This window comes from Aeromonas sp. 601039, assembly GCF_049174415.1.
Lineage (GTDB): Bacteria > Pseudomonadota > Gammaproteobacteria > Enterobacterales > Aeromonadaceae > Aeromonas > Aeromonas veronii_A.
Genome location: NZ_JAAKTL010000004.1, coordinates 186,257 through 209,655 on the forward strand (window position 1 = coordinate 186,257; position 23,399 = coordinate 209,655).

General features: G+C 61.8%; 23 protein-coding genes. 10 read left to right on the forward strand and 13 right to left on the reverse strand.

Annotated features, from left to right (window positions below; translation table 11 throughout):
- The first annotated feature begins 462 nt into the window (after positions 1-462).
- Entirely contained in the window at positions 463-1,626 is a 1,164-nt protein-coding gene (locus G5195_RS05735) for a hypothetical protein (RefSeq protein WP_421223598.1), read from the forward strand.
- Positions 1,627-1,735: 109 nt separating this feature from the next.
- Positions 1,736-2,515, forward strand: coding sequence for a substrate-binding periplasmic protein (locus tag G5195_RS05740; protein WP_216952698.1), 780 nt, complete (start codon positions 1,736-1,738; stop codon positions 2,513-2,515).
- Between the two features lie 7 nt (positions 2,516-2,522).
- Here G5195_RS05740 and G5195_RS05745 read toward each other — a convergent pair whose 3' ends face one another.
- Positions 2,523-3,332 (reverse strand): helix-turn-helix transcriptional regulator, encoded by an 810-nt coding sequence (locus G5195_RS05745; protein WP_421235927.1) that lies wholly within the window; start codon positions 3,330-3,332, stop codon positions 2,523-2,525.
- Between the two features lie 146 nt (positions 3,333-3,478).
- On the opposite strand from G5195_RS05745, the gene tyrS reads away from it, so the two are divergent.
- The 3 genes from tyrS (at position 3,479) to G5195_RS05760 (ending at position 6,561) form a co-directional block, all read left to right on the forward strand.
- Positions 3,479-4,744 carry a tyrosine--tRNA ligase gene (gene tyrS / locus G5195_RS05750; RefSeq protein WP_421235928.1) on the forward strand — a complete coding sequence of 422 codons (1,266 nt, stop codon included), beginning with the start codon at positions 3,479-3,481 and terminating at the stop codon, positions 4,742-4,744.
- 168 nt (positions 4,745-4,912) lie between these two features.
- A complete protein-coding gene (locus G5195_RS05755; protein ID WP_421223637.1) occupies positions 4,913-5,824 on the forward strand; it encodes a lipase family alpha/beta hydrolase in 912 nt (303 codons plus the stop codon).
- The gene (locus G5195_RS05760) at positions 5,821-6,561 is read left to right on the forward strand and encodes a lipase secretion chaperone (protein ID WP_421223604.1); all 741 of its coding nucleotides are present in this window, start codon (positions 5,821-5,823) and stop codon (positions 6,559-6,561) included. Before G5195_RS05755 ends, G5195_RS05760 begins: the two co-directional genes overlap by 4 nt.
- A gap of 44 nt (positions 6,562-6,605) precedes the next feature.
- Here G5195_RS05760 and G5195_RS05765 read toward each other — a convergent pair whose 3' ends face one another.
- Genes G5195_RS05765 through sgrR form a run of 3 tightly spaced genes read right to left on the reverse strand, consistent with a single transcriptional unit; the run spans position 6,606 to position 9,514 of the window.
- Entirely contained in the window at positions 6,606-7,307 is a 702-nt protein-coding gene (locus G5195_RS05765; RefSeq protein WP_270656807.1) for a hypothetical protein, read from the reverse strand.
- Between the two features lie 44 nt (positions 7,308-7,351).
- Entirely contained in the window at positions 7,352-7,747 is a 396-nt protein-coding gene (locus G5195_RS05770) for an acyl-CoA thioesterase (RefSeq protein WP_005336457.1), read from the reverse strand.
- 48 nt (positions 7,748-7,795) lie between these two features.
- Positions 7,796-9,514 carry an HTH-type transcriptional regulator SgrR gene (sgrR, locus tag G5195_RS05775; protein ID WP_421235929.1) on the reverse strand — a complete coding sequence of 573 codons (1,719 nt, stop codon included), beginning with the start codon at positions 9,512-9,514 and terminating at the stop codon, positions 7,796-7,798.
- A 100-nt stretch (positions 9,515-9,614) separates the two neighbouring features.
- On the opposite strand from sgrR, the gene G5195_RS05780 reads away from it, so the two are divergent.
- The 3 genes from G5195_RS05780 (at position 9,615) to G5195_RS05790 (ending at position 11,951) form a co-directional block, all read left to right on the forward strand.
- A complete protein-coding gene (locus tag G5195_RS05780; RefSeq protein WP_216952692.1) occupies positions 9,615-9,791 on the forward strand; it encodes a hypothetical protein in 177 nt (58 codons plus the stop codon).
- 150 nt (positions 9,792-9,941) lie between these two features.
- The gene (locus tag G5195_RS05785) at positions 9,942-11,210 is read left to right on the forward strand and encodes an O-acetylhomoserine aminocarboxypropyltransferase/cysteine synthase family protein (RefSeq protein WP_064339193.1); all 1,269 of its coding nucleotides are present in this window, start codon (positions 9,942-9,944) and stop codon (positions 11,208-11,210) included.
- A 108-nt stretch (positions 11,211-11,318) separates the two neighbouring features.
- Positions 11,319-11,951: a glutathione S-transferase family protein gene (locus G5195_RS05790; RefSeq protein WP_421235930.1), complete on the forward strand. Its 633-nt coding sequence runs from the start codon at positions 11,319-11,321 to the stop codon at positions 11,949-11,951.
- Between the two features lie 64 nt (positions 11,952-12,015).
- Here G5195_RS05790 and G5195_RS05795 read toward each other — a convergent pair whose 3' ends face one another.
- Together G5195_RS05795 and G5195_RS05800 are read right to left on the reverse strand one after the other, a co-directional pair.
- Positions 12,016-12,915: a DMT family transporter gene (locus G5195_RS05795; protein WP_216952690.1), complete on the reverse strand. Its 900-nt coding sequence runs from the start codon at positions 12,913-12,915 to the stop codon at positions 12,016-12,018.
- Between the two features lie 72 nt (positions 12,916-12,987).
- A complete protein-coding gene (locus G5195_RS05800) occupies positions 12,988-13,428 on the reverse strand; it encodes a DUF2214 family protein (RefSeq protein ID WP_421223612.1) in 441 nt (146 codons plus the stop codon).
- Positions 13,429-13,511: 83 nt separating this feature from the next.
- Here G5195_RS05800 and G5195_RS05805 point away from each other — a divergent pair, with 83 nt between their 5' ends.
- Positions 13,512-15,152 carry a diguanylate cyclase gene (locus G5195_RS05805; protein WP_319920358.1) on the forward strand — a complete coding sequence of 547 codons (1,641 nt, stop codon included), beginning with the start codon at positions 13,512-13,514 and terminating at the stop codon, positions 15,150-15,152.
- Between the two features lie 97 nt (positions 15,153-15,249).
- Here G5195_RS05805 and G5195_RS05810 read toward each other — a convergent pair whose 3' ends face one another.
- The 6 genes from G5195_RS05810 to G5195_RS05835 are packed head-to-tail and all read right to left on the reverse strand — an operon-like array spanning position 15,250 to position 20,529.
- Positions 15,250-15,903 carry an HAD family hydrolase gene (locus G5195_RS05810; protein WP_421223615.1) on the reverse strand — a complete coding sequence of 218 codons (654 nt, stop codon included), beginning with the start codon at positions 15,901-15,903 and terminating at the stop codon, positions 15,250-15,252.
- 39 nt (positions 15,904-15,942) lie between these two features.
- On the reverse strand, positions 15,943-16,950 hold the full coding sequence (locus tag G5195_RS05815; RefSeq protein ID WP_421223617.1) for an ABC transporter ATP-binding protein: 1,008 nt from the start codon (positions 16,948-16,950) through the stop codon (positions 15,943-15,945).
- A 6-nt stretch (positions 16,951-16,956) separates the two neighbouring features.
- Positions 16,957-17,733, reverse strand: coding sequence for an ABC transporter permease (locus tag G5195_RS05820; RefSeq protein ID WP_204380513.1), 777 nt, complete (start codon positions 17,731-17,733; stop codon positions 16,957-16,959).
- Positions 17,726-18,625: an ABC transporter permease gene (locus G5195_RS05825; protein WP_421230861.1), complete on the reverse strand. Its 900-nt coding sequence runs from the start codon at positions 18,623-18,625 to the stop codon at positions 17,726-17,728. The genes G5195_RS05820 and G5195_RS05825 overlap by 8 nt, the downstream gene beginning before the upstream one ends.
- Complete coding sequence (locus G5195_RS05830; RefSeq protein WP_115522169.1) at positions 18,625-19,458, reverse strand: alkaline phosphatase family protein; 834 nt, start codon at positions 19,456-19,458, stop codon at positions 18,625-18,627. Before G5195_RS05830 ends, G5195_RS05825 begins: the two co-directional genes overlap by 1 nt.
- Positions 19,459-19,467: 9 nt before the next feature.
- Positions 19,468-20,529 (reverse strand): ABC transporter substrate-binding protein, encoded by a 1,062-nt coding sequence (locus tag G5195_RS05835; protein WP_031227932.1) that lies wholly within the window; start codon positions 20,527-20,529, stop codon positions 19,468-19,470.
- Positions 20,530-20,793: 264 nt separating this feature from the next.
- Between G5195_RS05835 and G5195_RS05840 the strand changes: the two genes are divergently transcribed.
- The gene (locus tag G5195_RS05840; RefSeq protein ID WP_421235942.1) at positions 20,794-21,558 is read left to right on the forward strand and encodes a UTRA domain-containing protein; all 765 of its coding nucleotides are present in this window, start codon (positions 20,794-20,796) and stop codon (positions 21,556-21,558) included.
- Positions 21,559-21,598: 40 nt separating this feature from the next.
- Here G5195_RS05840 and G5195_RS05845 read toward each other — a convergent pair whose 3' ends face one another.
- Positions 21,599-22,363 carry a helix-turn-helix domain-containing protein gene (locus G5195_RS05845; RefSeq protein ID WP_005336490.1) on the reverse strand — a complete coding sequence of 255 codons (765 nt, stop codon included), beginning with the start codon at positions 22,361-22,363 and terminating at the stop codon, positions 21,599-21,601.
- Positions 22,364-23,399: the final 1,036 nt, after the last annotated feature.

Consider the following 23,399-nt stretch of genomic DNA (forward strand, 5'->3'; position numbering starts at 1 on the left):
GAACGCGCTTCGCGCTCTTGCCGCTCCCTTGCCAACAGGCGTTTGTACCACCAGCTACTGCGACGACGTTGTGCATTGGAAGAGCGACGAGCCATTTCTTAGGTTCCAGCCAAGAGTAGAAAGGAGCTGCATTATGCGACAGGGATCACGTCCATGTCTTTAGCTGGATCAAGAAAAGCCTCACTGGCCCCCTGAAATCCTCTTCTGGTTTTGCTGCCATGTGGCCACTGGCAGCACCATCGCAGGGGAACGCCAGACTCTCAGGCCCACTCCAGCAATCAACCCGGCCCCGAGTTTACTTGACGGATAATCATACAGCCTGCTGGCATTGTGGAACCAATATGGTAGCCTGCCAGCGCCTGCAGGCAGTCTCTCGCTGCCACGCGCAAACTCCCGGTGAATTTGTCACGTCCTGACAAAATATAACCTTATTTATCAAATCGTTATTTGGATCTTATCCCAATGCGTATCATGCCGTTGCTCAAGGCTGCCTGCCTGAGCCTGATGTTGTCCGCCTGCGTTGCCCCATTGCTAATGATGAGCCCCACCAGCCAGCTGATGTGGGCCCTGCTCAAGCCGCTGGTCGGCTTTGACCCGAACGAGGTCAATCTGTTCGAACAACCCCTGATCAAGGATCGGATGACCGCCATCCTTGGCCCCAATTACGACAGCACCATGCAGTTGCTCAAGACTGCCGACAAGTTACAGCAGGAGGGGCCGCTTTTCTATGTGGTCTCCGAGTATGCGCCCGTGCCGGATATCGCCAAGCAGGCGGGGATGGTGTGGAACTCGCAAACCAACCAGATGTCTGTATTGCTGCAAAAAGGGGATGGCACCACCCTGACCTTCGGCGAAAATCTGGCGGGCACGGCACCGACATGGCCAACCGCCATGCAGGGCTGGCAGACCCCCACCAGCCAGCTCACCCCGGCGGCCAATGCCCTGACCGGTACGGCAACCAGTCAGAGTGGCGCCTCCCCCTTCTCCCTTGGCAGCGCGCTGGGCACAGTGACTCGCGGCGTCACCGGCTCGCTGACCAACAGCGCCAGCCAGGCCATCAGCGGCGCAGCCGCCAACGCCACAGGGCAGGCCACCCAAGCGGTAAGCCAAAGCGCGACCGATCTGACCCGTAGTGCAACCACCGCAGTCACTGCACCCGCCAAACAGGCGGTGAGCAGCACCGCTGCGACCGCAACGCAAGAAGCCACCAAGGCAGTTGCCGCTCCTGCCAAGCAGGCCGTCAGCAGCGCAGCTGCGACCGCGACGCAGGAAGCCACCAAGGCCGTTGCCGTTCCTGCCAAACAAGCCGTCAGCAGCGCAGCTGCGACCGCGACGCAAGAAGCCACCAAGGCCGTTGCCGCTCCTGCCAAGCAAGCCGTCAGCAGCGCCGCTGCGACCGCGACGCAAGAGGCCACCAAGGCTGTTGTCGTTCCTGCCAAACAGGCAGTCAGCATCGCCGCAGCTACTGTGACACAGGAAGCCACCAAGGCTGTTGCCGCGCCAGCCAAACAGGCCGTCAGTGCCGCCCCCCATACGGCCGGAGAGAGCGCCACCGATGCCGCCATAGCAGCAGAAGCCGAGGCTCGCGCCAAGGCAGAGGCGGAGATGGAGGCCCTGCTAAAATAAACCGACAGGTCACCGCAAGGTGGCCTGTCGCGGTATCCGCGACCCGACTATGAACTTCCGGCCAAGGACACATAGACTGATAGGTAATTCCCTGCACAAGGAGTGCGCCATGCGATCCCTGCTCGCGGCCCTTATCGCCCTGCTCCTGCTGACCAGCTTCCCCGCACGGTCCGCCTTTATCTATTACTCGGAGCAGAACATGCCCCTCAACGGGCTGGACAAGGAGGGCAAGCCCATCGGGCTGGCAGTTGAGCTGCTGCGGCTGATGTGGCGCGAGCTGGGGGAGCCGGAGCAACCGATCCAATTTCTGCCATGGGCCCGCGGTTGGTATCTGCTGACCCAGCAACCGGAGGCCGTTCTTTTTACCACCGCCAGAACCAAAGAGCGTGATCCCCATTTCCTATGGGTTTGCCCCATCAGCCACTCGCGAGTGACGCTGGTCGGACGAAAACAGGATGCCCCCAGAGTGACCGGCAAGGGGGATCTGGCCAAACTGCAGGTAGGGGTAATGCAGGCTGACGTGGGGGAGCAGTTACTGCTCAACCGCGGCATCAGCCCGGGCAACATGATGGCGGTGGAGCGCATGGAGCAGGTGGTACGCCAGCTCATCATGGCCCGTACAGATCTGGTAGCAGGCAACGAGGTGATGTTATTCCATCAACTGAAAGCTCTGGGATTTGCCGCGGAAGATTTCATCTCTGTCGCAGTGCTGGAGGAACAGGACAACTGCTTTGCTTTCAACCCGCGGGCGGATCGGCAGCAGGTCGCCCGGTTGCAACAAGCCCTCGATCAGGTTCGTCTCGGTAGCGAATACCGGCAGTTGATGGAACGCTACCAGCGACTCAGTAACCTTCCCCAAAGCGATAAGCCGCTACCGAAGATCGAGTAACCCCGGTTCATCCTCTTCCCTCTGTGGTGATCAGATGGTTGAGGAAGAGATGAAACAGCTCGGCCCGCGAGCCGAGCCGCAGCTTGCCATAGAGATGCTTGCGGTGATTCTTCACCGTGCCACTGCCAATCCCGAGCTCCGCGGCAATCGCCTCGGTATCCAGCCCCTGCAGCAGCAACTCCGCCACCTGCCGCTCGCGCCGGGTAAGCCTATCGCCCCCGACACTCGCCATCGCCAGCTCCACCGCACTCCGGAGGCTGGCGCTGTCTGGCAGCGCAGTGCTCTGGGCCAGCAGCGGCTGGCTCCGCCGCCACTGCTGACGACAGAGCGAATGCACCAGCGGGAACAGCTGCTCCAGCCTCGCCAGCTCGTCACGACTGAGGGTACTGCGCTTGTCGAGTCGCCCCAGAAACAGCATCAGCGTCAGTCCGTCCCGCACCGGCAGGATCAGCCCCACCTCCTCCTGCCAGCCGGTGGCCTGATAGAAGTGGTGGCGATATTCGGGATCGAGCCGCCCTTGGGAGACCTGCGCCAGGGTCCAGACGCCGGCAGGCAAGCCCTGCTCCAGCGCCTGCATAAAGGGATCCTGACTGAAGTGGCTGGTGAGGTAGCGATCAAACAGCAGAGCCCGCTGATGATTGAGGTTGTCGTAGAGGTAGACGGGCCGCTGCCCCACCCCGAGCAGCAGGGCGCAATCAAACGCCACCTGTTGCTGGATCAGCCGCACCAGCGCCGCCGGAAAGGCGCTGCTGTGCAGGGCATCGACCACCCCGGTCATGCTGCGGGTCAAGGCATCTGTGGTGAATGGCTGGGTCATGGTGGCACGTTTCCGGTGACGGGGAGCGATTCTCCGCTATGGCTGAATGCTAGCACGAGAGTGGCAAAACTGTCCCTCAGGGGACATATCCGCCACCGGCTAGAACGGCGAGGATGACGACTTTTCCCCCTGCTGTTGGAGAACCCATGATCAACCCCCACCTGCTCGATGAACTGAGCCAGCGCGGCCTTGTGGCCCAGAATTCCGACCCGGCGGCCCTGGCCGATCATCTCTCCACCCCGCGCACCGTCTATTGCGGGTTCGATCCCACCGCCGGCAGCCTGCATATCGGTCATCTGGTGCCGCTCTTGATGCTGCGCCGCTTCCAGCTGGCGGGCCACACCCCGGTGGCACTGGTGGGCGGGGCAACCGGCCTTATCGGCGATCCCAGCTTCAAGGCGACCGAGCGCAGCCTCAACAGTGCCGATACCGTGCAGGGTTGGGTCGCCAGCCTGTCGGCCCAAATCAGGGCGCTGCTGCCCGCCGATGATGGCCTGTCGGCCCCGCAACTGGTCAACAATGGCGACTGGATGAGGCAGATGTCCGCCCTCGATTTTCTGCGGGATATCGGCAAGTACTTCTCGGTCAACGCCATGCTGGCGCGGGAATCGGTGCGCCAGCGACTGGCCCGCCCGGATCAGGGCATCTCGTTCACCGAGTTCTCCTACGCCCTGCTGCAATCCTACGACTTTGCGGTGCTGCACCAGCGGCTCGGTTGCACCCTGCAGATTGGCGGCAACGACCAGTGGGGCAATATCACCAGCGGCATGGATCTCACCCGCCGCCTCAATCAGGCCCAGGTCTATGGCATGACCCTGCCCCTTATCACCAAGGCAGACGGCACCAAGTTCGGCAAGACCGAAGGGGGCGCGGTCTGGCTCGATCCGGCGCTCACCTCCCCTTACGCCTTCTACCAGTTCTGGCTCGGCACCGCGGATGAGGATGTCTACCGCTTCCTGCGCTACTACAGCTTTATGTCGCTGAGCGAGATTGATGCACTGGAGGCGGAAGACGCGAAGCGGCGGGGGCGAAAGCAGGCCCAGCAGGTGTTGGCGAACGAGCTGACCGAGCTGGTACACGGCAAAGCGGCACTGGCGGCAGTGCAGCGCATCAGCGAACTGCTGTTTAGCGGCGACGTGACCCGCCTCGGCGAGAGCGATCTGGCCCAGCTGGCGCAGGATGGCATGCCGAGCAGCACCGTCAGCGGCGAGACGGATCTGGTCAGCCTGCTGGTCAGCTGCGGTCTGGCTAACTCTAGGCGCATCGCCCGCGAACTGCTGGCGGCGGGCGCTATCAGCCTCAATGGTGTGCTCAAGCAGGATGATCAGCTAAGCGCCACTGATCGGCTGTTTGGCCGCTACCTGCTGCTGCGCCGGGGCAAGAAGCAGTATCACCTGGTGGAGTGGCAATAAGCCGCAGAGCGGGGAGTTCAGCCTCCCCGCCCGCCCCCTGAATCCCTTTTGAATCCCGAGTTGCGATCCCCCTCACAGCCTCTCCCGTCAGCAGCCACCATACTGGCACCGGCGAACATGGAGTACGCCACACAATCTGTTCCTCACGATTCAACAAGGATGCTGATGATGAAGAGATGGCTTCTGGTGCTGCTCTGCACCCTGCCCATGCTGGCACACGCCAGCGGATACACCCAGACCCGCTACCCCATAGTGCTGGTGCACGGCCTGTTCGGCTTCGACAAGCTGCTCGGGGTCGATTACTTCTACGGCATTCCCCAGGCCCTGAGCCGGGATGGTGCCAAAGTCTACGTGGCGCAGGTGTCAGCCACCGCCAGTTCAGAACAACGGGGGGAGCAGCTGCTCGCCCAGGTCGAGCTGCTGCTGGCAGCTACCGGCGCCGAGAAGGTCAACCTGATCGGCCACTCCCACGGCGGTCCCACCATCCGCTATGTCGCCTCGGTCGCCCCCGAGCTGGTCGCCTCCGCCACCAGCGTCGGCGGGGTCAACTATGGCTCCGAGATTGCCGATCTGGTGCGGGCCAATGCCGCGCCCGGCTCGGCCACCGAGAAGCTGGCGGCCGCCGCGGCCCACGCCCTCTCTGGCATGATTTCACTGCTCTCGGGCGGGAGCCAGCTGCCGCAAGATCCGGTCGCCGCCCTCGATGCCCTCACCAGCAAGGGAGCCAACCAGTTCAACCTGCGCTATCCGGAAGGGCTGCCCAGCCAGTATTGCGGCGAGGGCCCGATGCGGGCGACCAACGGCGTCTACTACTTCTCCTGGAGCGGACGCGGCAACCTGACCAATCTGCTGGATCCGGTGGATCCGGCGCTGGCGCTGACCGGCGCCTTCTTCAAGGAGCCCAATGACGGACTGGTCGGGGTCTGCAGCAGCCACCTCGGCAAGGTGATCGGCACCGACTACCGGATGAACCATCTGGACGAAGTGAACCAGTCCTTCGGCATCCACCATCTGTTCGAGACCGATCCGGTCACCCTCTATCGCCAGCATGCCAACCGTCTCAAGGAGCTGGGACTATGAAGATAGCCACCCTGCTCGTCGTGCCCTGTGCCATCACCCTGCTACTTGGCGGGGTGTTGCTCTGGCCCACAGCACCGACGGCAGACTCATCACAGGCTCAAACCAATCAGCATGCACAGAGCCACCCGCACGATCCCGAGCAGGAGGCCGCCGATGCCCTGCAGGCGCGCTATCGCACCTTTGTCTCCGCCCAGAGCAGCCTGACGGTGCCCACCGAGATCTCCCTCGCCAGCCTGCAGATCCTGTTTGACGAGCGGGAGCAGCTGCGCCAGCAGAGCTTTACCCCGGCCGAGCAGGCCCAGCTGTTTGCCGAGGATCGACTGATGGAGCAGCTGACCCTGCGCCGCAGGGCGCTGGCGGAGGCAAGAGACAGCGACAAGTCGCAGCTGGCCAGCGAGCTGGATCTCTGGCTGGCGGAGCAACCGGACTGGTTTCGCGAGGCGGAGGCCAACAGTCGCCTGCTTGAGGAGTTGCAAGAGCTGGCGCAGATGGACCCGGCCAAACGGGAGGCTCTGCTGCTGGAGACGGGGGGGCCGGAAGCGGTGGATCGGATGCGCCAGCTGGAGCAGAACCGGCAAGGGTTCGAGGAGCAGCTCAGCGGCTTTCTGGCCGAACTCAGGCAACTGCCGAACGAGGCCCGGGCCGAACAGCAACAGGAGCTGCTGGCCCGCTGGTTCGAACCCGGACAGTGGCGCCGGGTCGAGGCGCTCACCCGGCTCAAGCTGGGGGAACAATGAGCCAATGACAAGGGGCCCACGATGGGCCCCTTGCTGTGGTGCACTTATTGCGGCTTGTTGGTTGCCGGTAAAGATTGCCAGGTGAGGCGGGTCACCTGAGTGCCCTGCACCTCGCACTTGAGGCTCAACTCCTGCCACCCCTTATCCTGACGCAGGGAGACCTCCCCCTCGATCCCCTGCTCGCCAATCTTCAGCTTATCCTGCTCGAAGATCACCTTGTCGCCATGGGCGAGATCCATCAGTTTGCCGTTGCAGAGCCAGTGAGCGAGATCCGCCCCCTTCAGCTTGACGCCACCCTTGGCCGCCTTCTGCTCGGCCGCGCTCACCACAAACAGCTTGCTCAGCTCGGCAGCCCGCTTGGTGAGCCACTCCTGACGCTGCTGCATGCTCATTTTGCTGACGAACTCGGCGGGCTGGCCCTTCTCATCCAGCCACTGGGTCAGCTTGCCGCTGTCGTCAAATGCGAACTGGGCGGCGGGCTCTTTGACCCCGAACAGCTTGCCGCCCTTGAAGTAGTAGCGGCTCTCCCCTTCCAGCTTGCCCAGCTCGTTCATGATGGGCACGGCGATGATGACGGGGGCGCCATCGATCCAGGCCTTGATATCGACGCCGTCATGGCTGAATTGACGGGTATCGAGGGCGCTCTCGGCCCCCTTCTCCATCAGGGTAAACTGCTCGGCGAGAGAAGCGGCCAGAGAAGGGAGGGAGCAGAATCCCAGGGTCAGCGCGATCGCTGTGTTGCGCATTGAGTTGTACATAGCACTCCTGTGATGGGCCATCCGGCCCGTGGTTAACTCTCTGTCAGCCAGGCCCGCAGCCCTTCCCGGTGAGCATCACTCAGGGGCAGGGATTGGCGGGCCCGGTAGTCAAAATGGATCAGGGTCGTTTCGGCGGTGACGGCCAGTTCGCCGCCCTGCCAGGCCTCCTGCCAGACCGTAAATGAGCTGGTGCCGATGCGGCGCACGCCGGTCTTGATGGTGACCGGCTGGCCGTAGAACAGCTCCCGTTTGAACTGCACCGTGTAGCCCGCGATGATCAGATGCCAGTTATGCACATCCAGATCGGGGGAGAAGATCCGGAACAGGGGATCCCGCGCCGATTCGAACCAGACCGCCGGCACCGTATTGTTGATATGGCCGAGGGCATCCGTCTCCTGAAAGCGGGGTTGGATCTGCATTTCCAGCATGGGTTGACTCCTTGTCATTGAACCGCGCTCAGGCTAACGCGCCCCGCATCAGGACTCAAGCCTCCCCGTCTTATCCCAAGCGCTGACAGCCAGTTCCGGCCGCAACCAGGCGCTGCGAAAATCGAACCAGCCGAGCGCCGTCATCCGCACCCCGTGCACGCCGACCCGGCTCTCCAGCTCCAGCCAGTGGTGAAACAGCGGCACAAACCAGCTCTGCTGCTGCACCCTTGCCAGCAGGGCGCGGGGACCAGGCTCGGCACCGCTGGCCCGCCACTGCATCAAGCCTTGCCACAACCCATGCTGACTGCCCCACACCTTGCGCAGCAACGGGGTGCCCTGCAGCCAGGCGTAGGGGGCAAAGGGGCCGGCATGTTCGAGGTTGAGGGTGCCGAGCCAGAGATCCACGTCTTCATCCTCGCCACTCACCCAGCGACCGTAATCCAGGGTGCGCACCTCCAGCCTGATCCCCTGTTCGGCCAGCAGGCTGCTCATGGCGTTGGCACACTCGTTGAACTCCAGATGCTGGTTGAAACAAGCGAGCACTAGAGTCGTCGGTAACTGCGCCGGTGTGGGCAAGGGCGCGGGCAGTGCTTCGCGCCAGTGGGGCAGCAGGCCGAGGGCGCTGGTCCAGCCCCGTTGCAACTCGGGGGCGACCCGCCCCATCAGGGCTACCGGATTGAGCAGCTGGCCGAGCCACTGGCGCAGCGAGGGATCCTGCAAGGATCCGGAACGATCGTCCTGCAGCAGGAAGTAGCAGCCCGACTCCAGCTCCGATTCGCCGCGCATGGTACCGAGCTCGGGGCTGTCGCGCCCCAGCTGCAGGTGGCTCTCCAGCCGCTCCGCCAGCTCAGGCAGCATCCAGATATCGATCTCGTCGAGCAGGGCGCGCAGGCCGAAGTAGTCGTCAAACGCCGCAAGGCAAAGATGCAGGGGATCGTTGGCGGCCACCCGGTATGGGCCTGTGCCCACCGGTTGCAGGGCAAAGCCCGCCTCCCCCTTGAGCTCCCGTGGCAAAATGGTCGCCACCGGCTCCGCCAGCAGGTGGGGCAGCCAGGGATCCGGGCTGTCGAGATAGAGATCCAGCGTGCGCGGCCAAGGGCTCTCCAGCCGATCCAGATGGGCGAACAGCGGGCGATCCCGCAGGGCCCGCAGACTCTCCATCACATCCTCCACCACCAGCTCGCGGCCGTGGTGAAAGCGCACCGCCGGGCGCAGATAGAAGCGCCAGTGACAGGGGCCCAGACACTCCCAGTGGTGGGCCAGATCCCCTTCGATTTCCCCATTTTCCTCATTTCGCCGGGTGAGGCCGTTGAAGATCTGGCGGCTCAGGTGAATTTCGGAGCGGCGCATCGGGCCGGTGGGCAGCAACTGCGGCAGCGGCCGGTAGTAGGGCACCCGCAGGATCTGGCGCCCCTCACGGGTGGCCTGACCGAGCTGTTCGATCAGCAGCGGAGTGAGCAGATCGAGGCGATCCTCGGCCAGCCGCACCGCCTGTGCCAGCTGGCCCTGACTGAGCAGATCTCGCAAGCGGCGCCGGGTCAGGCTCTCCTGACTATCGAGCAGGGTGAGCCGGGAGCGCCGCCCCCGCCCCGCTTCCGCCGACCAGCTGAGCCAGCCCTGATCCTGCATCCGCCGCAGCAGCAGGCGGGCGTTGCGCGGGGTGCAGCAGAGCAGATCCGCCACCTCGGCGAGGCTGATCTCCCGCTCGTCGCTGCCAAGCAGCTGGGCGAGTCGTTGAAATTGCTGGTAAAGGCGACCGGTCGGCATAAAAGAGGAAATCCTGTTGCTATAAGTCATCAGTTTTTACTTCCGCATTTTAGCTCAATACTGCTGATGAACGTGAGAACCACAGTAGAGGAGCACCATCATGAGCCACGCCAACCCCCTCAAACCGAACCGGGTCCAGCAGACCTTGCGCCGTTACTTCAAGCGGATCCTGCCGCGCCCGCTGGCGCTCATCGAGGATCCCATGCAGCAGCTCAACCGCCTGATGCAGTGGGATATGAACCAGATCGATGACAAGGAGTATCGCCGTCGTCTCTGAGTGCGGGCCATGCCAGCCACTCGGGACGCGCATCCCCTGCGGGCGACATTGCTTTGCCGGATCTTGCTGTTTACATCGGCCACGGGCCTGATAGATTGGACGTCTATCCATCTATAAATGCCATAAGCAACATCCAACAAGGAGTGTGTGATGAAAGATGCGACCCTGGCCCTGCACCACGGCTTTTCCAACGACCCCACCACCAAGGCGGTCGCCGTGCCCATCTACCAGACGGTGGCCTACGAGTTCGAGAGCGCCCAGCACGGGGCGGATCTGTTCAATCTGGCGGTGCCGGGCAATATCTACACCCGCATCATGAACCCCACCAATGATGTGCTGGAGCAGCGGATGGCCGCGCTGGAAGGGGGGATCGCCGCACTGGTGGTCTCGGCAGGTTCCGCCGCCATCACCTACGCCATTCAGGCGCTGACCGCAGCCGGTGACAACATCGTCTCCACGCCCCAGCTCTATGGCGGCACCTACACCTTGTTCGCCCACATGCTGCCGAGTTTCGGGGTCGAGGTGCGCTTTGCCAAGGATGACAGCGCCGAAGCCATCGCCGCCCTTATCGACGACAAGACCAAGGCGGTCTACTGCGAGAGCATCGGCAACCCGGCGGGCAACATCGTCGATCTGGCCGCGCTGGCCAAGGCAGCCCACGCCCGTGGCGTGCCGCTTATCGTCGACAACACGGTCGCCACCCCGGTGCTGTGCAAGCCCATCGAACATGGCGCTGACATCGTGGTCCACAGCCTGACCAAATATGTCGGCGGCCACGGCAATTCGCTGGGTGGCGTCATCGTCGACTCGGGCAAGTTCCCCTGGGCGGATCACGCCGAGCGCTTCCCCCAGCTGACCAAACCCGAACCCTCCTACCACGGGGTGGTCTATACCGAGGCCTTTGGCCCGGCCGCCTTTATTGGGCGGGTACGCACAGTGCCGCTGCGCAATACCGGCGCGGCGCTGGCGCCGATGAACGCCTTCCTGCTGCTGCAAGGGCTGGAGACCCTGAGCCTGCGCATGGAGCGCCACGTCGACAACGCCCTGCGGGTCGCCCACCACCTCAAGCATCATCCCAAAGTGGCCTGGGTCAGCTACGCCGGTCTGCCGGGTCACCCGCACTATCTGCTGGCAGAGAAGTACATGGCTGGTCGCCCCTCGGCCATCCTCTCGTTCGGTCTGAAGGATGGCTACGAGGCGGGCGTGCGCTTCTACGATGCACTCAAAATCTTCAAGCGGCTGGTCAATATCGGCGACGCCAAGTCGCTGGCCTGCCACCCGGCCTCCACCACACATCGCCAGTTGAGCGAGGAGGAGCAGGCCAAAGCCGGGGTGAAACCCGAGATGATCCGGCTGTCGGTGGGGATCGAGGCGATCGAGGACATTCTGGCGGATCTGGATCAGGCGCTGGAGGCCTGAGTCAGTCAACGAGGGAGCGGGCATCAAGCCCGCTCTTTTTTTCACTGCCGGTGAACTGCCCCCCTCGCCCGTTCGTATACCCCACCCTGCCACCGAATCGAGGTCGTTATGATAGTCCTGCACCACCTGAACAAATCCCGCTCCCAACGCATCATCTGGCTGCTCGAAGAGCTGGGCCAGCCCTATGAGATCAAGGCGTATCAGCGCGATGCCACCACCTTTCTGGCACCGCCCGAGCTGAAAGCCATCCATCCCCTCGGCAAGTCGCCGGTCATCGAGTTCGACGGCCGGGTACTGGCAGAATCGGGCGCCATCACCGAGTACCTGGTCGCCCGCTACGCCGCCGATCGGCTGGCTCCGGCACCAGATAGCCCGGAGTATCCCGAATACCTGCAGTGGCTCCACTTTGCCGAGAGCTCGGGGATTCTGCCGCTGCTGCTCGACATGTTTGTGCGCAAGGATGGCAGCCCGATGCGCTTCCTGCCGGACTACGCCAGGGCGGAGTGTGCCAAAGTGCTGGGCTACCTCAATGAGGTACTGGCGAATCGCCACTATCTGGTGGGGGATCGCCTCTCCGGCGCCGACATCATGAACTCCTTCCTGGTGGATCTGCTGGCGCAAAGCGGCCAGCTGGCCCACTTCCCGCATCTGCAAGCCTATTGGGAACGCCTCAATACCCATCCGGCCCGTCAGAAGGCGGTAGAGCTGGAGCTGGAGCACGAGCTGGATCAGCGCCCCTGACCCAACAGCCGCCATGCAAAACGCCCCGATAGTCGGGGCGTTTTTGTTATGCAGCGAGCGCGGTTTACTTGGTCGCAGGCACCTTGTCCCGGCGCGACTTCCACCACCAGCGCAGCCGGATCTGGGAGATCAGCATCCCCGCCAGCATCAGGGCGCAACCGGCAATGGCACGCTCGTCCAGCGTTTCATCCAGCAGCAATACGCCCCCCACGGCGGCAAAGACGGTCTCCAGACTGAGGATGATGGCGGCGTGGGCCGGATGGGCGCCCCGCTGCCCCAGCACCTGCAGGGTATAACCCACCCCGACCGACACCAGCCCGGCATAGAGCAGCGCCTGCCAGCCAGCTACTGCGCCAGCCACGGTCGGAGTTTCGATGACAAAGGCGGTGGCGAGACTGAGCAGGCCGCACACCACAAACTGCACACAAGCCAGCTTGATGGGGGCCACCCGGTTGGAGTAGTGATCCACCAGCAGCAGATGGATCGCCCAGAACAGGGCGCCAATCACCTGCAGCAGATCGCCAAAACCGATGGTGAACTCGTCGGTCACGCTCAACACGTAGAGCCCGCTCAGGGCAATGAGGGCTCCAATCCAGGTATTGGTACCCGTCTTGTGCCGCAGCAGCAGCCCCAGTACCGGCACCAGAATGATGTAGAGCCCGGTGATGAAACCGGCCTTGGCGGCAGTGGTATAGAGCAGCCCCACCTGCTGCAGGGATGCGGCACAGAACAGCACCAGTCCGGCCAGCACACCACCGGTCAGCAATTGGCGATGGTCGCCAGTGGCGACCACTGGTTGACGGGATTTGAGCCACCAGAGCAGCGGCAGCAGGGAGAAGGCACCGAGCAGAAAGCGCAGGCCATTGAAGGTATAGGGCCCCATATGATCCATCCCGAGGCGCTGGGCGACAAAGCCCATACCCCAGATGGTGGCAGCCATCAGCAACATCAGATTGGAGCGCATGGCGATTCTTCCTTAAATCGGCGCGTGACGGGTTATCCAATCCAAGATACCTGCCTCCCTACCCTCTTGTCTTTAGAGCGATAGCTGTTTTGTCAGCACGGCCAGCAGGGCGACCATTACCAGATTGCCCCGCAGGATCCAGACCACCCGGAAGTACTGCTGGATCGAGATCATCGGCGCCTTGCCCAGACGCAGGGCACGACGCCAGCGATAGAAGAGGCGACTGGGATAGTCGAGGGAGCCGACAATCAGCAGAAACAACGCCACTTTGAGACCGTGGGCAGGATGAGCAAAGAGCTGCGCCACCGAGCTGGCGTGTTCGAGGGCCAGCAGGCAACCGCTGGCAAAGATGGAGAAGAGCGCCAGCGCCGCCACCCCATCTGCCAGTAGCAGACGGTGTACCCGCAACATATTCAGGCCGCGACGAAAGATCAGATACTCGACACAGAGCGCCAGGACCAACAGCATGATGCCGCCGTAGTGAGCCATCAGGAGCAACGTGGGGTTCAGCATTGAACGGATCTCATTTTCTGCCTTTAGACGGGCGGGACGGCATCATATATGCTGGTGACACCCGAGCTGAAAAGGATCTGTGCATGTCCCCCGCCAAGCCCAAGCACACTTGGTCTTTAATCACCCGCATGCGGCTAGGCCTCCTCCTGCTCTTTATTCCCGTAGTGTTGCTCGGCAGCATCTACTACCTGCATATGGAACGTACCCTGCGCCTCGAGCAGCAACAAAACCTGATTGCCCGCAACACCCAATATCTCCATACCCTGCTCGAACCCTATCTGGAGACCCTCAAACGCCAGTTTACGCTTATTTATCAGCAGGTAAATTATCAGGATTTCAGCGGCCCAGCGATCAGTAACGGCGAGCGCTACCTGCAACAGTGGCAGGCCTATCACGAGGTGATGGAGCTCGACTACGTCTATGTAGGAACCGAGCATCGCCAGATGCTGATCCACCCCACCTGGCAGGCGGACGAGAAGTTCGATCCCAGAACTCGCCCCTGGTATCTGCTGGCAGCCAGCCACCCGAATCGGATCGTCTGGACCGATCCCTATTACGACTACACCCTGGGTACCCTCACCATGGCGCTGGCCCGGGTAATTCAAGACCCTGACGGCAAGCGAGTGGGGGTGCTCTCCCTCGATACCCAGCTCACCCCGCTCGCCAACTGGCTCAACAACCGGCATGAACAGAGCCATCATCTGGGCAAGGGCTATCAGATCCTGATCAACCATGACGGGCTGGTGCTGGCTCACCCGGATCGCGAACAAGTATTCAAACCGCTCACCCACCCTGAATGGCTGGCACACATGCAACAGCCGCAAGGTTTCTTCCTCGACGATGCCAGCGGCATGATGGTCTCCTACTACCGTGTCCCCGAGCAGCGCTGGTTCCTGCTCAGTGTCGAGCCCACCGCCAGCATGCAGCAGGTGATCGACAGCGTCTCCATCAACGTGCAGCTGATGATTGCCGTTGCCTGCTTTTTCTATCTGCTGCTAGCCCTGCTCTGGGCCCGCTACTTCCGCCGCATGCTGGGGGAGATCACCCTGCTGATCCGCACCAGCCGCTCCGGCGGGATAGCCTATAATGGCAGCCGCATGCTGGAGCTGGCCAAGGTCTATGAAGAGATGGATGCCGCCAGTCAGGACTTTGCCCAGATCCGCCAGCAAGCCAACCAGGACAAACTCACCGGTCTCTACAACCGCCGCTTCTTCGACGAGTGCCTGCAGAGACAGCTCAGCAGCGGTGCCCCCTTCCTGGTAGTGATGTTCGATCTCGATAACTTCAAACAGGTCAACGACACCTTTGGCCACCAAACAGGGGATATAGTGCTCAAACGGGTGAGCAAGCTGGGCATGAAAATGTTTGACCAGTGGGGCTGGCTCTGTCGTTACGGTGGCGAGGAGCTGGTGCTGATCTTGCGCCTGGAGATGCAAATGAGTGAGGCCACCTCGCTGCTGGAGAGCTTCAGACTTGCGGTCACTCAACTGGAATGGCGAGAGCCGGAACTGACCATTACCCTCAGCGGCGGGGTGGCCTTGAGCCACTCCGGGCTCTCGACCAAGGAGCTGATAGAACTGGCCGACAGCGGGGTTTATCAGGCCAAGCGGGAGGGGAAAAATCGCATCTGCTTCCCCCAGCGTCGCACCTGCGACGTGACGGAAGAGGATCCTTCCCCTAACCTTGATTCTACCCGGCGGCCCCCCCGGCAGGAGGGGGGGTGAGCACAACAGGGGGAAGGAGACAAGGGAGAGGCAACTGCCTCTCTCTGTTGTTTATGTCGCTATTCTTGCCGCACGTTAAGCCAGTGTGGCGCGCGACTCAGCGCTGCCACTCCCACACCGGCCAGCCCAGCTCCTCGGCCTGCTGACGCAGCGCGGGGGCCGGATTGACCGCATGGGGATGGCTCACCGCCCGCAGCATGGGCAGATCGTTGTGGGAGTCGCTGTAGCCAAAGCTCCCCTGCCAGAGATGTTCCCTGCCTGCAAACAGCTGGTTGATACGGGCCACCTTGCCTTCGCGAAAGCTGAGGGTGCCGCGGGTCTGGCCGGTCAGCATCCCCTCCTCCTCATCGAGCAAAATGGCGACGCAGTGATCCATCCCCAGCATCTTCGCCATGGGGGCGACCAGATGCTCGCCGGAGGCGGAGATAAGCACCAGATCGTCGCCCCGCTCCCGATGCCATTCGATGCGCGCCAACCCCTCGGGGTAGAGGCGCTCGCGCAGCACCTGCTCGGCAAAGCGGGTAGAGAGCGAGTCGAGCCACTGTCGCGTCTTGCCCGCCAGCGGTTGCAGGGTGAAGGCCATGTACTGGTGCATATCCATCTTGCCCTGATGATAGAGGGACATCATCGCCTGTTCCTCGGCGATCAGGCTGGCGGGGGCCAGCTCCTCGGCCACCATGTACTCCAGCCAGAGGCTGGCGGAATCCCCCGCAATCAGGGTCTCGTCCAGATCAAACAGTGCCAGTGCCATGAGGGCTCCTTGCGGTAACAACGAAAATGAAACGAGGCGTCATGCTACCTCACAGAGTTGATCCCGGGCCACCGCCAGGGTTACAGCACTGCCGGTGGCCAGCAGATCGCCAGCCGAACGGTTGAGGCAATCCACCGTCAACAGCCCCGCCTCGCACTCCACCTGATAGCGGATCACGTTGCCGAGCAGCTGTTGCTGGCGAACGATGCCGGGCAGGCTGGGTTCGCTGCTGCTCGCCCCTGCGGGCAGCAGGGTAATGGACTCCGGCCGCAGCGCCAGCTTGCCCTGAAAACGGGGGCCAAACAGCGACTTGCCCTGCTCGGCGCCAAGCAGGTTGTAGTTGCCGATAAAGCCCGCCACAAACTCACTGGCAGGGCGGGTGTAAATCTCCTCCGGCGTGCCGCTCTGGACGATGGATCCCTTGTTCATCAGGAAGATCCGATCCGACATGGTCAGTGCCTCCTCCTGATCGTGAGTCACGAAGATGGTGGTGAGCTCAAGGCGCTGCTGGATCTCGCGGATCTGCTGGCGCAGGCTGCGGCGGATGCGGGCGTCCAGCGCCGAGAGCGGCTCGTCCAGCAAGAGGATCCGCGGCTGCACCACCAGCGCCCGGGCCAGCGCCACTCGCTGGCACTGGCCGCCGGAGAGCTCGGCCGGATAGCGGCGCTCGAAACTGGTCAGCTCCACCAGCGCCAGCGCCTCCTGCACGCTGGCGGCGAGATCCCGTCCCGGCTGGGGTTTCACCTTGAGGCCGAAGGCAACGTTGTCCCACACCGTCATGTTGGGGAACAGCGCATAGCTCTGGAACACCATGCCGATGCCGCGCTTCTGGGGCGCCTGCCAGGTGATATCTTCACCGGCCACCCGCACCTGACCGCCATCCACCGGGGTGAGCCCGGCCAGCGCCCGCAGCAGGGTGGACTTGCCACAGCCGGAGGGGCCGAGCAGGGTAACCAGCTCCCCCTTGCGAATGCCGAATTCGATCCCCTCGAACACCCGGGTGTCGCCGTAGGATTTGTGCAGTTGATTCACTTCTAGATGGAACATGTTGATTCACCGATGAAATCTGTTGGCCGCCCAGGTGAGCAGCAGGGTCAGCAGGAAGTAGCTCATCACCAGCGCACTGGTGAAGTGGCCCGAAGTGGCGCGCATGTTGTAGAGGTAGACCTGCAGGGTCTCGTAGCGGGTGCCCACCAACATGTTGGCAAACACGAACTCGCCGAGCAGGAAGGAGAGCGAGAGAAACAGCGCCGCCAGCAGGCCCTTGCGCAGGCAGGGGATCACCACCAACAGAAAGGCGCGCCGACTACTGGCCCCCAGCAGATGAGCGGCATCCATCAAATCCCTGAGCGGCACCCCTTGCAGGCTGTTGGCCAGTGCCCGGTACATGAAGGGGAGCACCACGGTGAACCAGGTGCCGATCAGGATCCACGGCGTGCCGATAATGGGCAGAACACCATCGGCGTAGATCTGCAGCAGCCCCACCGACGAGACCACAGGTGGCACCGCGAAGGGGAGCAGGATCAGCAGGTTCATCCAGGGATCCAGCTTTGGGAAGTAGTAGGCCACCACCAGCACGGTCGGTACCAGCACCAGGGTCCCCAGCATCAGGGTGGCGACACAGACCAGGAGACTTCGGCCAAAAGCCGCCAGAAAGCGCGGATCGCCCCACAGCTTGAGATACCAGTCGAGGGTGAAGCCATCCGGCAGCAGGGTCGCCCCCCAGCGGGTAGAGATGGAGTAGAGAAACGTGGCCAGCAGCGGCAGCAGCAGGGTGGCGACCAGCCCACCCAGCACCCACTTTGGCCAGCGCGGCGTCAAATCATGCATGGGATTGCCCCTTGTTCACATAGCTCTTTTTCAGCAACCACTGGTTGGCGGCCGTCACTACCCCCAGCAGCACCATCAGGATCACCGCCAGCGCCGCCGCCATATTGGGCTCGAGAAAGATGTCGCCGGAGACCAGACTCGCCACCCGGATGGTCACCAGATTGAAGTTTCCAGTAGTGAGGGCGTAGGCAGAGGCATAGGCCCCCACCGCGTTGGCAAACAGGATGATCAGGGTGCCAAGCAGCGCAGGCGTCAGCACCGGCAGCGCCACGTGCCACACATATTGCCCCTTACTCGCGCCGAGCAGCGCGGCCGCTTGCGGCCACTCATCCTGCAGCGCATCGAAGGCCGGGTAGAGCAGCAGCAGGGCGAGCGGGATCTGGAAATAGGTGTAGATGAGAATAAGGCCCGACCCCGAGTAGAGGTTGAAGCCGTCGATCAATCCCCAGGATTTCAGCAGCAGGGTCACCGCACCATTGATGCCGAGAATGATGATAAAGGCGAATGCCAGCGGCACCCCGCTGAAGTTGCCGGTCATGGTGACAAAGGCCAGCAGCAGCCGTTTTACCCGCTCGCCACTGTGGCGCAGCGCCGCTGCCCCGAGGGTGCCGATGGCAAGCCCCGCCAGACTGGCGATACCGGCGATGCGCAGCGAGTTGCCGAACGATTGCAGGTAGAAGGGGGAGCTCAAAATCTCCCGGTAGTAGTCGAGGCCCCAGCCATCGGGGGCCTGAAAGCTGCCCACCAGCACCCACACCATGGGAGCGAGCTGGAACAGTATCATCAAGAGGATAAACGGCAGCAATACCAGTGCGGGCAGCCAGTGGCGGCGCACCCGGAGCTTGGTGGCCACGGGTTGATCCACGAGGATCTCGGTGGTGGCAGGCATCATCAGTGCACCTCGCGCATAAAGGCCGCCTTGAGCAGCGGTGGCGCTGCCGGCTTGTCGTGGGGGATGCCCAGCAGATCCGCCATCAGGGCGCAGAGCTGGGTCTGGGCGATCACCACCCCATCCGGCCAGCGCTCGATAAAGGCATCGCCAAACAGCCAGAGTGGCACGGTGCGCTCTTCCGGCAGGGTGCCGCCGTGGCTCAGATCGTTGTTCATGCCGTGATCCGAGGTGATCACCACCTGATACCCCTCCGCCAGCCACTGGGGCAGCAGATCGGCCAGCAGGCTGTCCATGCGGCGCGCCTGATTGCGGTACTGGCGGGAATCGAGGCCAAACTTGTGGCCCGCATCGTCCACCCCCATCGGGTGGATCAGCAGAAAATCGGGATCGTACTGGCTGCGCAGCCATTCCCCATCCATCAGCAGATGGCTGTCGGGATAGTTGTCATCCCAGTAGAAGCAGCCGTGCTGGATCGGCAACTGCTCGTCATGAGTAAAGCGATCACGGGCAGCCAGCCAGGGGCTGCGGTTGTAGAGTTCGCTCACCCAATGGTAGGCCGCCGCTGCGGTGCGTTTACCCGCGGCGCGGGCCAGATGGAAGATGGAGTCATGCAGACTGAGGCGACTCACCCCGTTGTGGGTGATGCCGCTCACCACCGGCGGCACGCCGGTCAGGATGCACTCGTAGAGGGGTCGGGAGAGAGACGGCAGGGCAGCATTCAGGGTCGTATGCAGGCCCCGCCCCGCCTCCACCATGCCACCGAGGTAGCCCATGGTGTGGGCTACCTCGGCTGCCAGACCATCCACAAGTACCACTATCACCTTGTGTTGCACTGGATTCCCTTACTGCATGTTGATCATGACGGTTTCTTGCCACTGGCGCGGCAGGGCTTTGGAGCTCTGCTCCCAGGCGGCGTGATCCTGCACCGGCTTGGCATTGGCGTACTGCTCGGCCGGCAGCAGCTTGGCCTTCACATCATCCGGCAGGGTCACGTTGCTGCGGATCGGGCGGGCGTAGCCGCGGGCCAGATTGATTTGACCGGCATCGGAGAGGATGTATTCACGGGCCAGCTTGGCGGCGTTGGGGTTCTTGGCCCACTTGTTGATGATGGTGGTGTAACCGGCGATGACGGAGCCGTCGCTCGGGATCACCACCTCAAACTTCTTGGGGTCGATCTGGTCGCGGTAGTTGAGGGCGTTGAAGTCCCACAGCACACCCACTTCCACCTCACCCTTCTCGATGTTGGCGATGGTGGGATCGTTCAGGGAGAGACGACCCTGCTTGGCCAGCTGACCGAACAGCTCCAGTGCAGGTTTCAGATTCTTCTCGCTGCCGCCGGTGGCATAGGCCGCCGCCAGCACGCCGTTGTTGGCCTGGGAGGCAACGCCCACATCACCCAGGGTCACCTTGTAGTCGCCACCCAGCAGGGATTGCCAGCTGGTGGGGGCGGCCTTGACCAGATCCTTGTTGATCAGGAAGGCGATGGTGCCGGTATAGGCCAGCATCCAGTGACCGTCGGCGTCCTTGGCCCAGTTGGGAATATCGGCCCAGGTGGAGGGTTTGTAGGGTTGGGTAACACCCTGCTTGACCGCAACCGGACCGAAGGCGCCGCCCACGTCACCGATATCGGCGGTGGCATTGGCCTTCTCGGCGGCGAACTTGGCGATCTCCTGCGCCGAGCTCATGTCGGTATCCTGATGCTTGATGCCGTAGATGCTGCCCAGCTGCTGCCAGGTATCCTTCCAGTTGGCCCAGCTGTCGGGCATGCCGATGCTGTGGAGCTGGCCTTCGCCACGGGCGGCCTTTTCGAGATCCGCGATATTTTCGGCTGCATAGCTATTTGTAGCAAACAACGGTTGGCTGATGGCCACCATGGCCAGTGCACTTGCGATCACGCTTTTCATCATCCCATCCCTCTGGACTAGGTCAGTTAAGGTTCGAGAGGGATGCTAGAGGGGAATTGTGACGGTGGCGGGGCGCTTTAATGGCAGTTTGATGACAATCACCCTGTCATGGCGCTGTCATCCACAGCGGTTACAACTCTGAACCCGAGTGAGGCTGGACTACTCCAGTAAGGGATTGGCCAGCCACCCGCCTTCTGAATAAGCAACAGGGACAAGAGTGTGACCGAGCCGAGATTGAGCGAGCAGAGAGTGAACGAACAGAGCATGGCCGATGGCCGCTCCTCCTCCAAGTGCGAACAGATTTGCCAGACCCTGCGCCGCTATATCGGCAGCGGCCAATTGGGGGCCGGGCAGCAGCTGCCCGCCGAACGGGCCCTGAGCGAGCGTTTCGCCACCACCCGCATCACCATCAAGGAGGCGCTCTCCAGCCTCGAAGCAGACGGCCTTATCTACCGTGCCGAGCGGCGCGGCTGGTTTGTGGCGCCACCCCGCCTCACCTACGATCCCGCCATCCACACCCACTTTCACCAGTGGATCGGCGAACAACAACGCACCGCCGAAACCCGGGTGCTGGCCCACGGCAGCGAACTTGCAAGCAGCGAACTGTGTCGCAGGATGGGGCTGGAACCCTTCACTCCACTTTATGAGATCCGCCGCCAGCGGCTGATCGACGGTCGCCCTGTGCTGCATGTCAGCCACCACCTGCTGGCGAGCCGCTTTCCCGATATCGCCAGCGCACCGCTGGCCAGCTCCCTCACCGAGCTCTATCAGCAGCGCTATGGCATAGGCCAGGGCGGGGCGAGTCTCGAGATCACCCCCTCGGCGGCACGCGGCGCCATCGCCCGCGCCCTCAATCTGGCGGAGGGGAGCGCGGTGCTGCGGCTGGTGCGGGTCAACTACGACGAGCGGGGTGCTCTGGTGGATTGTGATATCGAGCACTGGCGGCCGGATGCCATCCGTATCTGTCTCGATACCCGGGCGCTGCAACCGATCGCAGGCAAGCTGCAACAAACCCGGGTCGCCGATTAGACTCCAGCCAACAGAGCGGATCCCGCAGGATCCGCCGGGATCAGTTGTCGATATTGGGGATCATGTCGTCGAAGCTCTGGTAGCCGCAGTCGGCCAGTTGCAGCGACATGGTGTAGGTCTTGGCGTGCTCCTGCTGGCCGATGGCGGGGCGGTTGAGCTTGATCTCCTGATGCCAGTACTCCTTCATCCGGTCGATCAGCGCCATCGCCTCCCCCTCGTTGAGGTGCAACTGGCAGAGCGCCATATAGTTGTTCGACTTGTGCATGTTCTCCACCAGATACTCCCCCAGCACCGACATCGCCTGCCGTGCCTGCTGGCGGGCGAAACGGCTGTGCTGCTCGAAGCTGATCCGCTCACTGATCAGGAAGTGGTAACTGTTGTCGATACCAAGCTGCAAAATGCCGAGCTTCTCCAGCTTGCGCAGATAGAGGTAGCAGGAGGCATCGGTCAGGCCGTACTCCCGCTTGAGATCGATCAGCGTCTTGTCGCGCCAGAAGATATTGGCGAGAAAGGCGTAGAGCCCCGGCTCGTTGTGAAACGCCTCATCCTGCTCCTGAGTGAAGACGGCGCGGCGGCTCTGGGCGTCCTGAGTGCGATCCAGCAACTCCTCGAACGAGAGCCCCACCAAATGGCAGATCTCCAGCAGAGTATCGAACGGCAGCGAGGGCTTGTTCATCATCCGTTTCACGGTCGCGATGGAGACACCCATGGCTTCTGCCAGGGTCTGATAGCGGATCCCCTTGTCGGTCAGGGTCTTCTTCAGGGTGTCGAGAATATTGTTGGCCAGGGTCTGGCTGTAGGTCATGCCACTCTTCCTTGTTATCGCACTTTCATTGCATGGTTATGCCGAGTCAGCTTCTGACCTGTTTTTACCTTCAAGGCTCAGATATTGACACCGAAAAAACAGCCTAGAGAAAAAATCGCCTATAACACCCATCAGGACAGACCAGTTGAACGATGAGGTAGCAAAATCTGACACCAGACAGTGCATATCTTTCAACCCGCAAACATTTTGCTAGTGCTGCATAGAACATCGCGCATAATCGAAACGTATCGAATTCAAGACCCTTCCTGGTTGAGAAATCGATTGTTTGCTTCCAAATTTTTATCTTTTAAACCGTAAGGTTTTTTCTCTTTCCTGGCATTGGGCGGCGCTGATAGCACCGCCCTTTTCTTTTCCCTGAATTCGCAGGTCAGGTCAAGGGCCCCGGCAAGGGGAAGTGTCACAGGCCACCCGCCGCCCACTGATGCGCCAGCCACTACGACCTCTCTGGCAAGGTATCCTAAACGATCCTTAATACCGTCTCATTGCCATTAAATATATTTAAATGGCTTACTTGGAAAGCTTCACTCAATATAAAAACAAATATAATCAAGTAATTTAAAACATCAAAAACTTATCTTTTAAATGGCTTGCATATATAAGCAAACAAAATTAATCTGGCCGCACGCCCCATATCTGCTTATCACACCCCATGCCACCCCAACAACTGCTACCGGGTGAAGAGAAAAGCCACCCACAAGCGCCCATTCGCGTATCTGGTGGGTAGCATAGCCCACGCAAAAACAGCCTCAAAAGACCACCAAAAGTCACGATGGGAACAATCCCAAACCTCAAAAAGAGCAAAAAACAGGCAATAAGATAGATTTTTTTCTCATGGTTTCACCTTGTGATGCGTTCAAAAAATCATCGAAAAGAACCTGATGCCAATCAGTGACATCTGAGATGCCAATTTTTAGACAGCTCATCATGGCCACGCTCGAATGAAAATTCAATGCTGATAAAAATCAATCACATAGAATCAAAATAGAACTCGCATCCGGTCATTTGCCTCACCAGT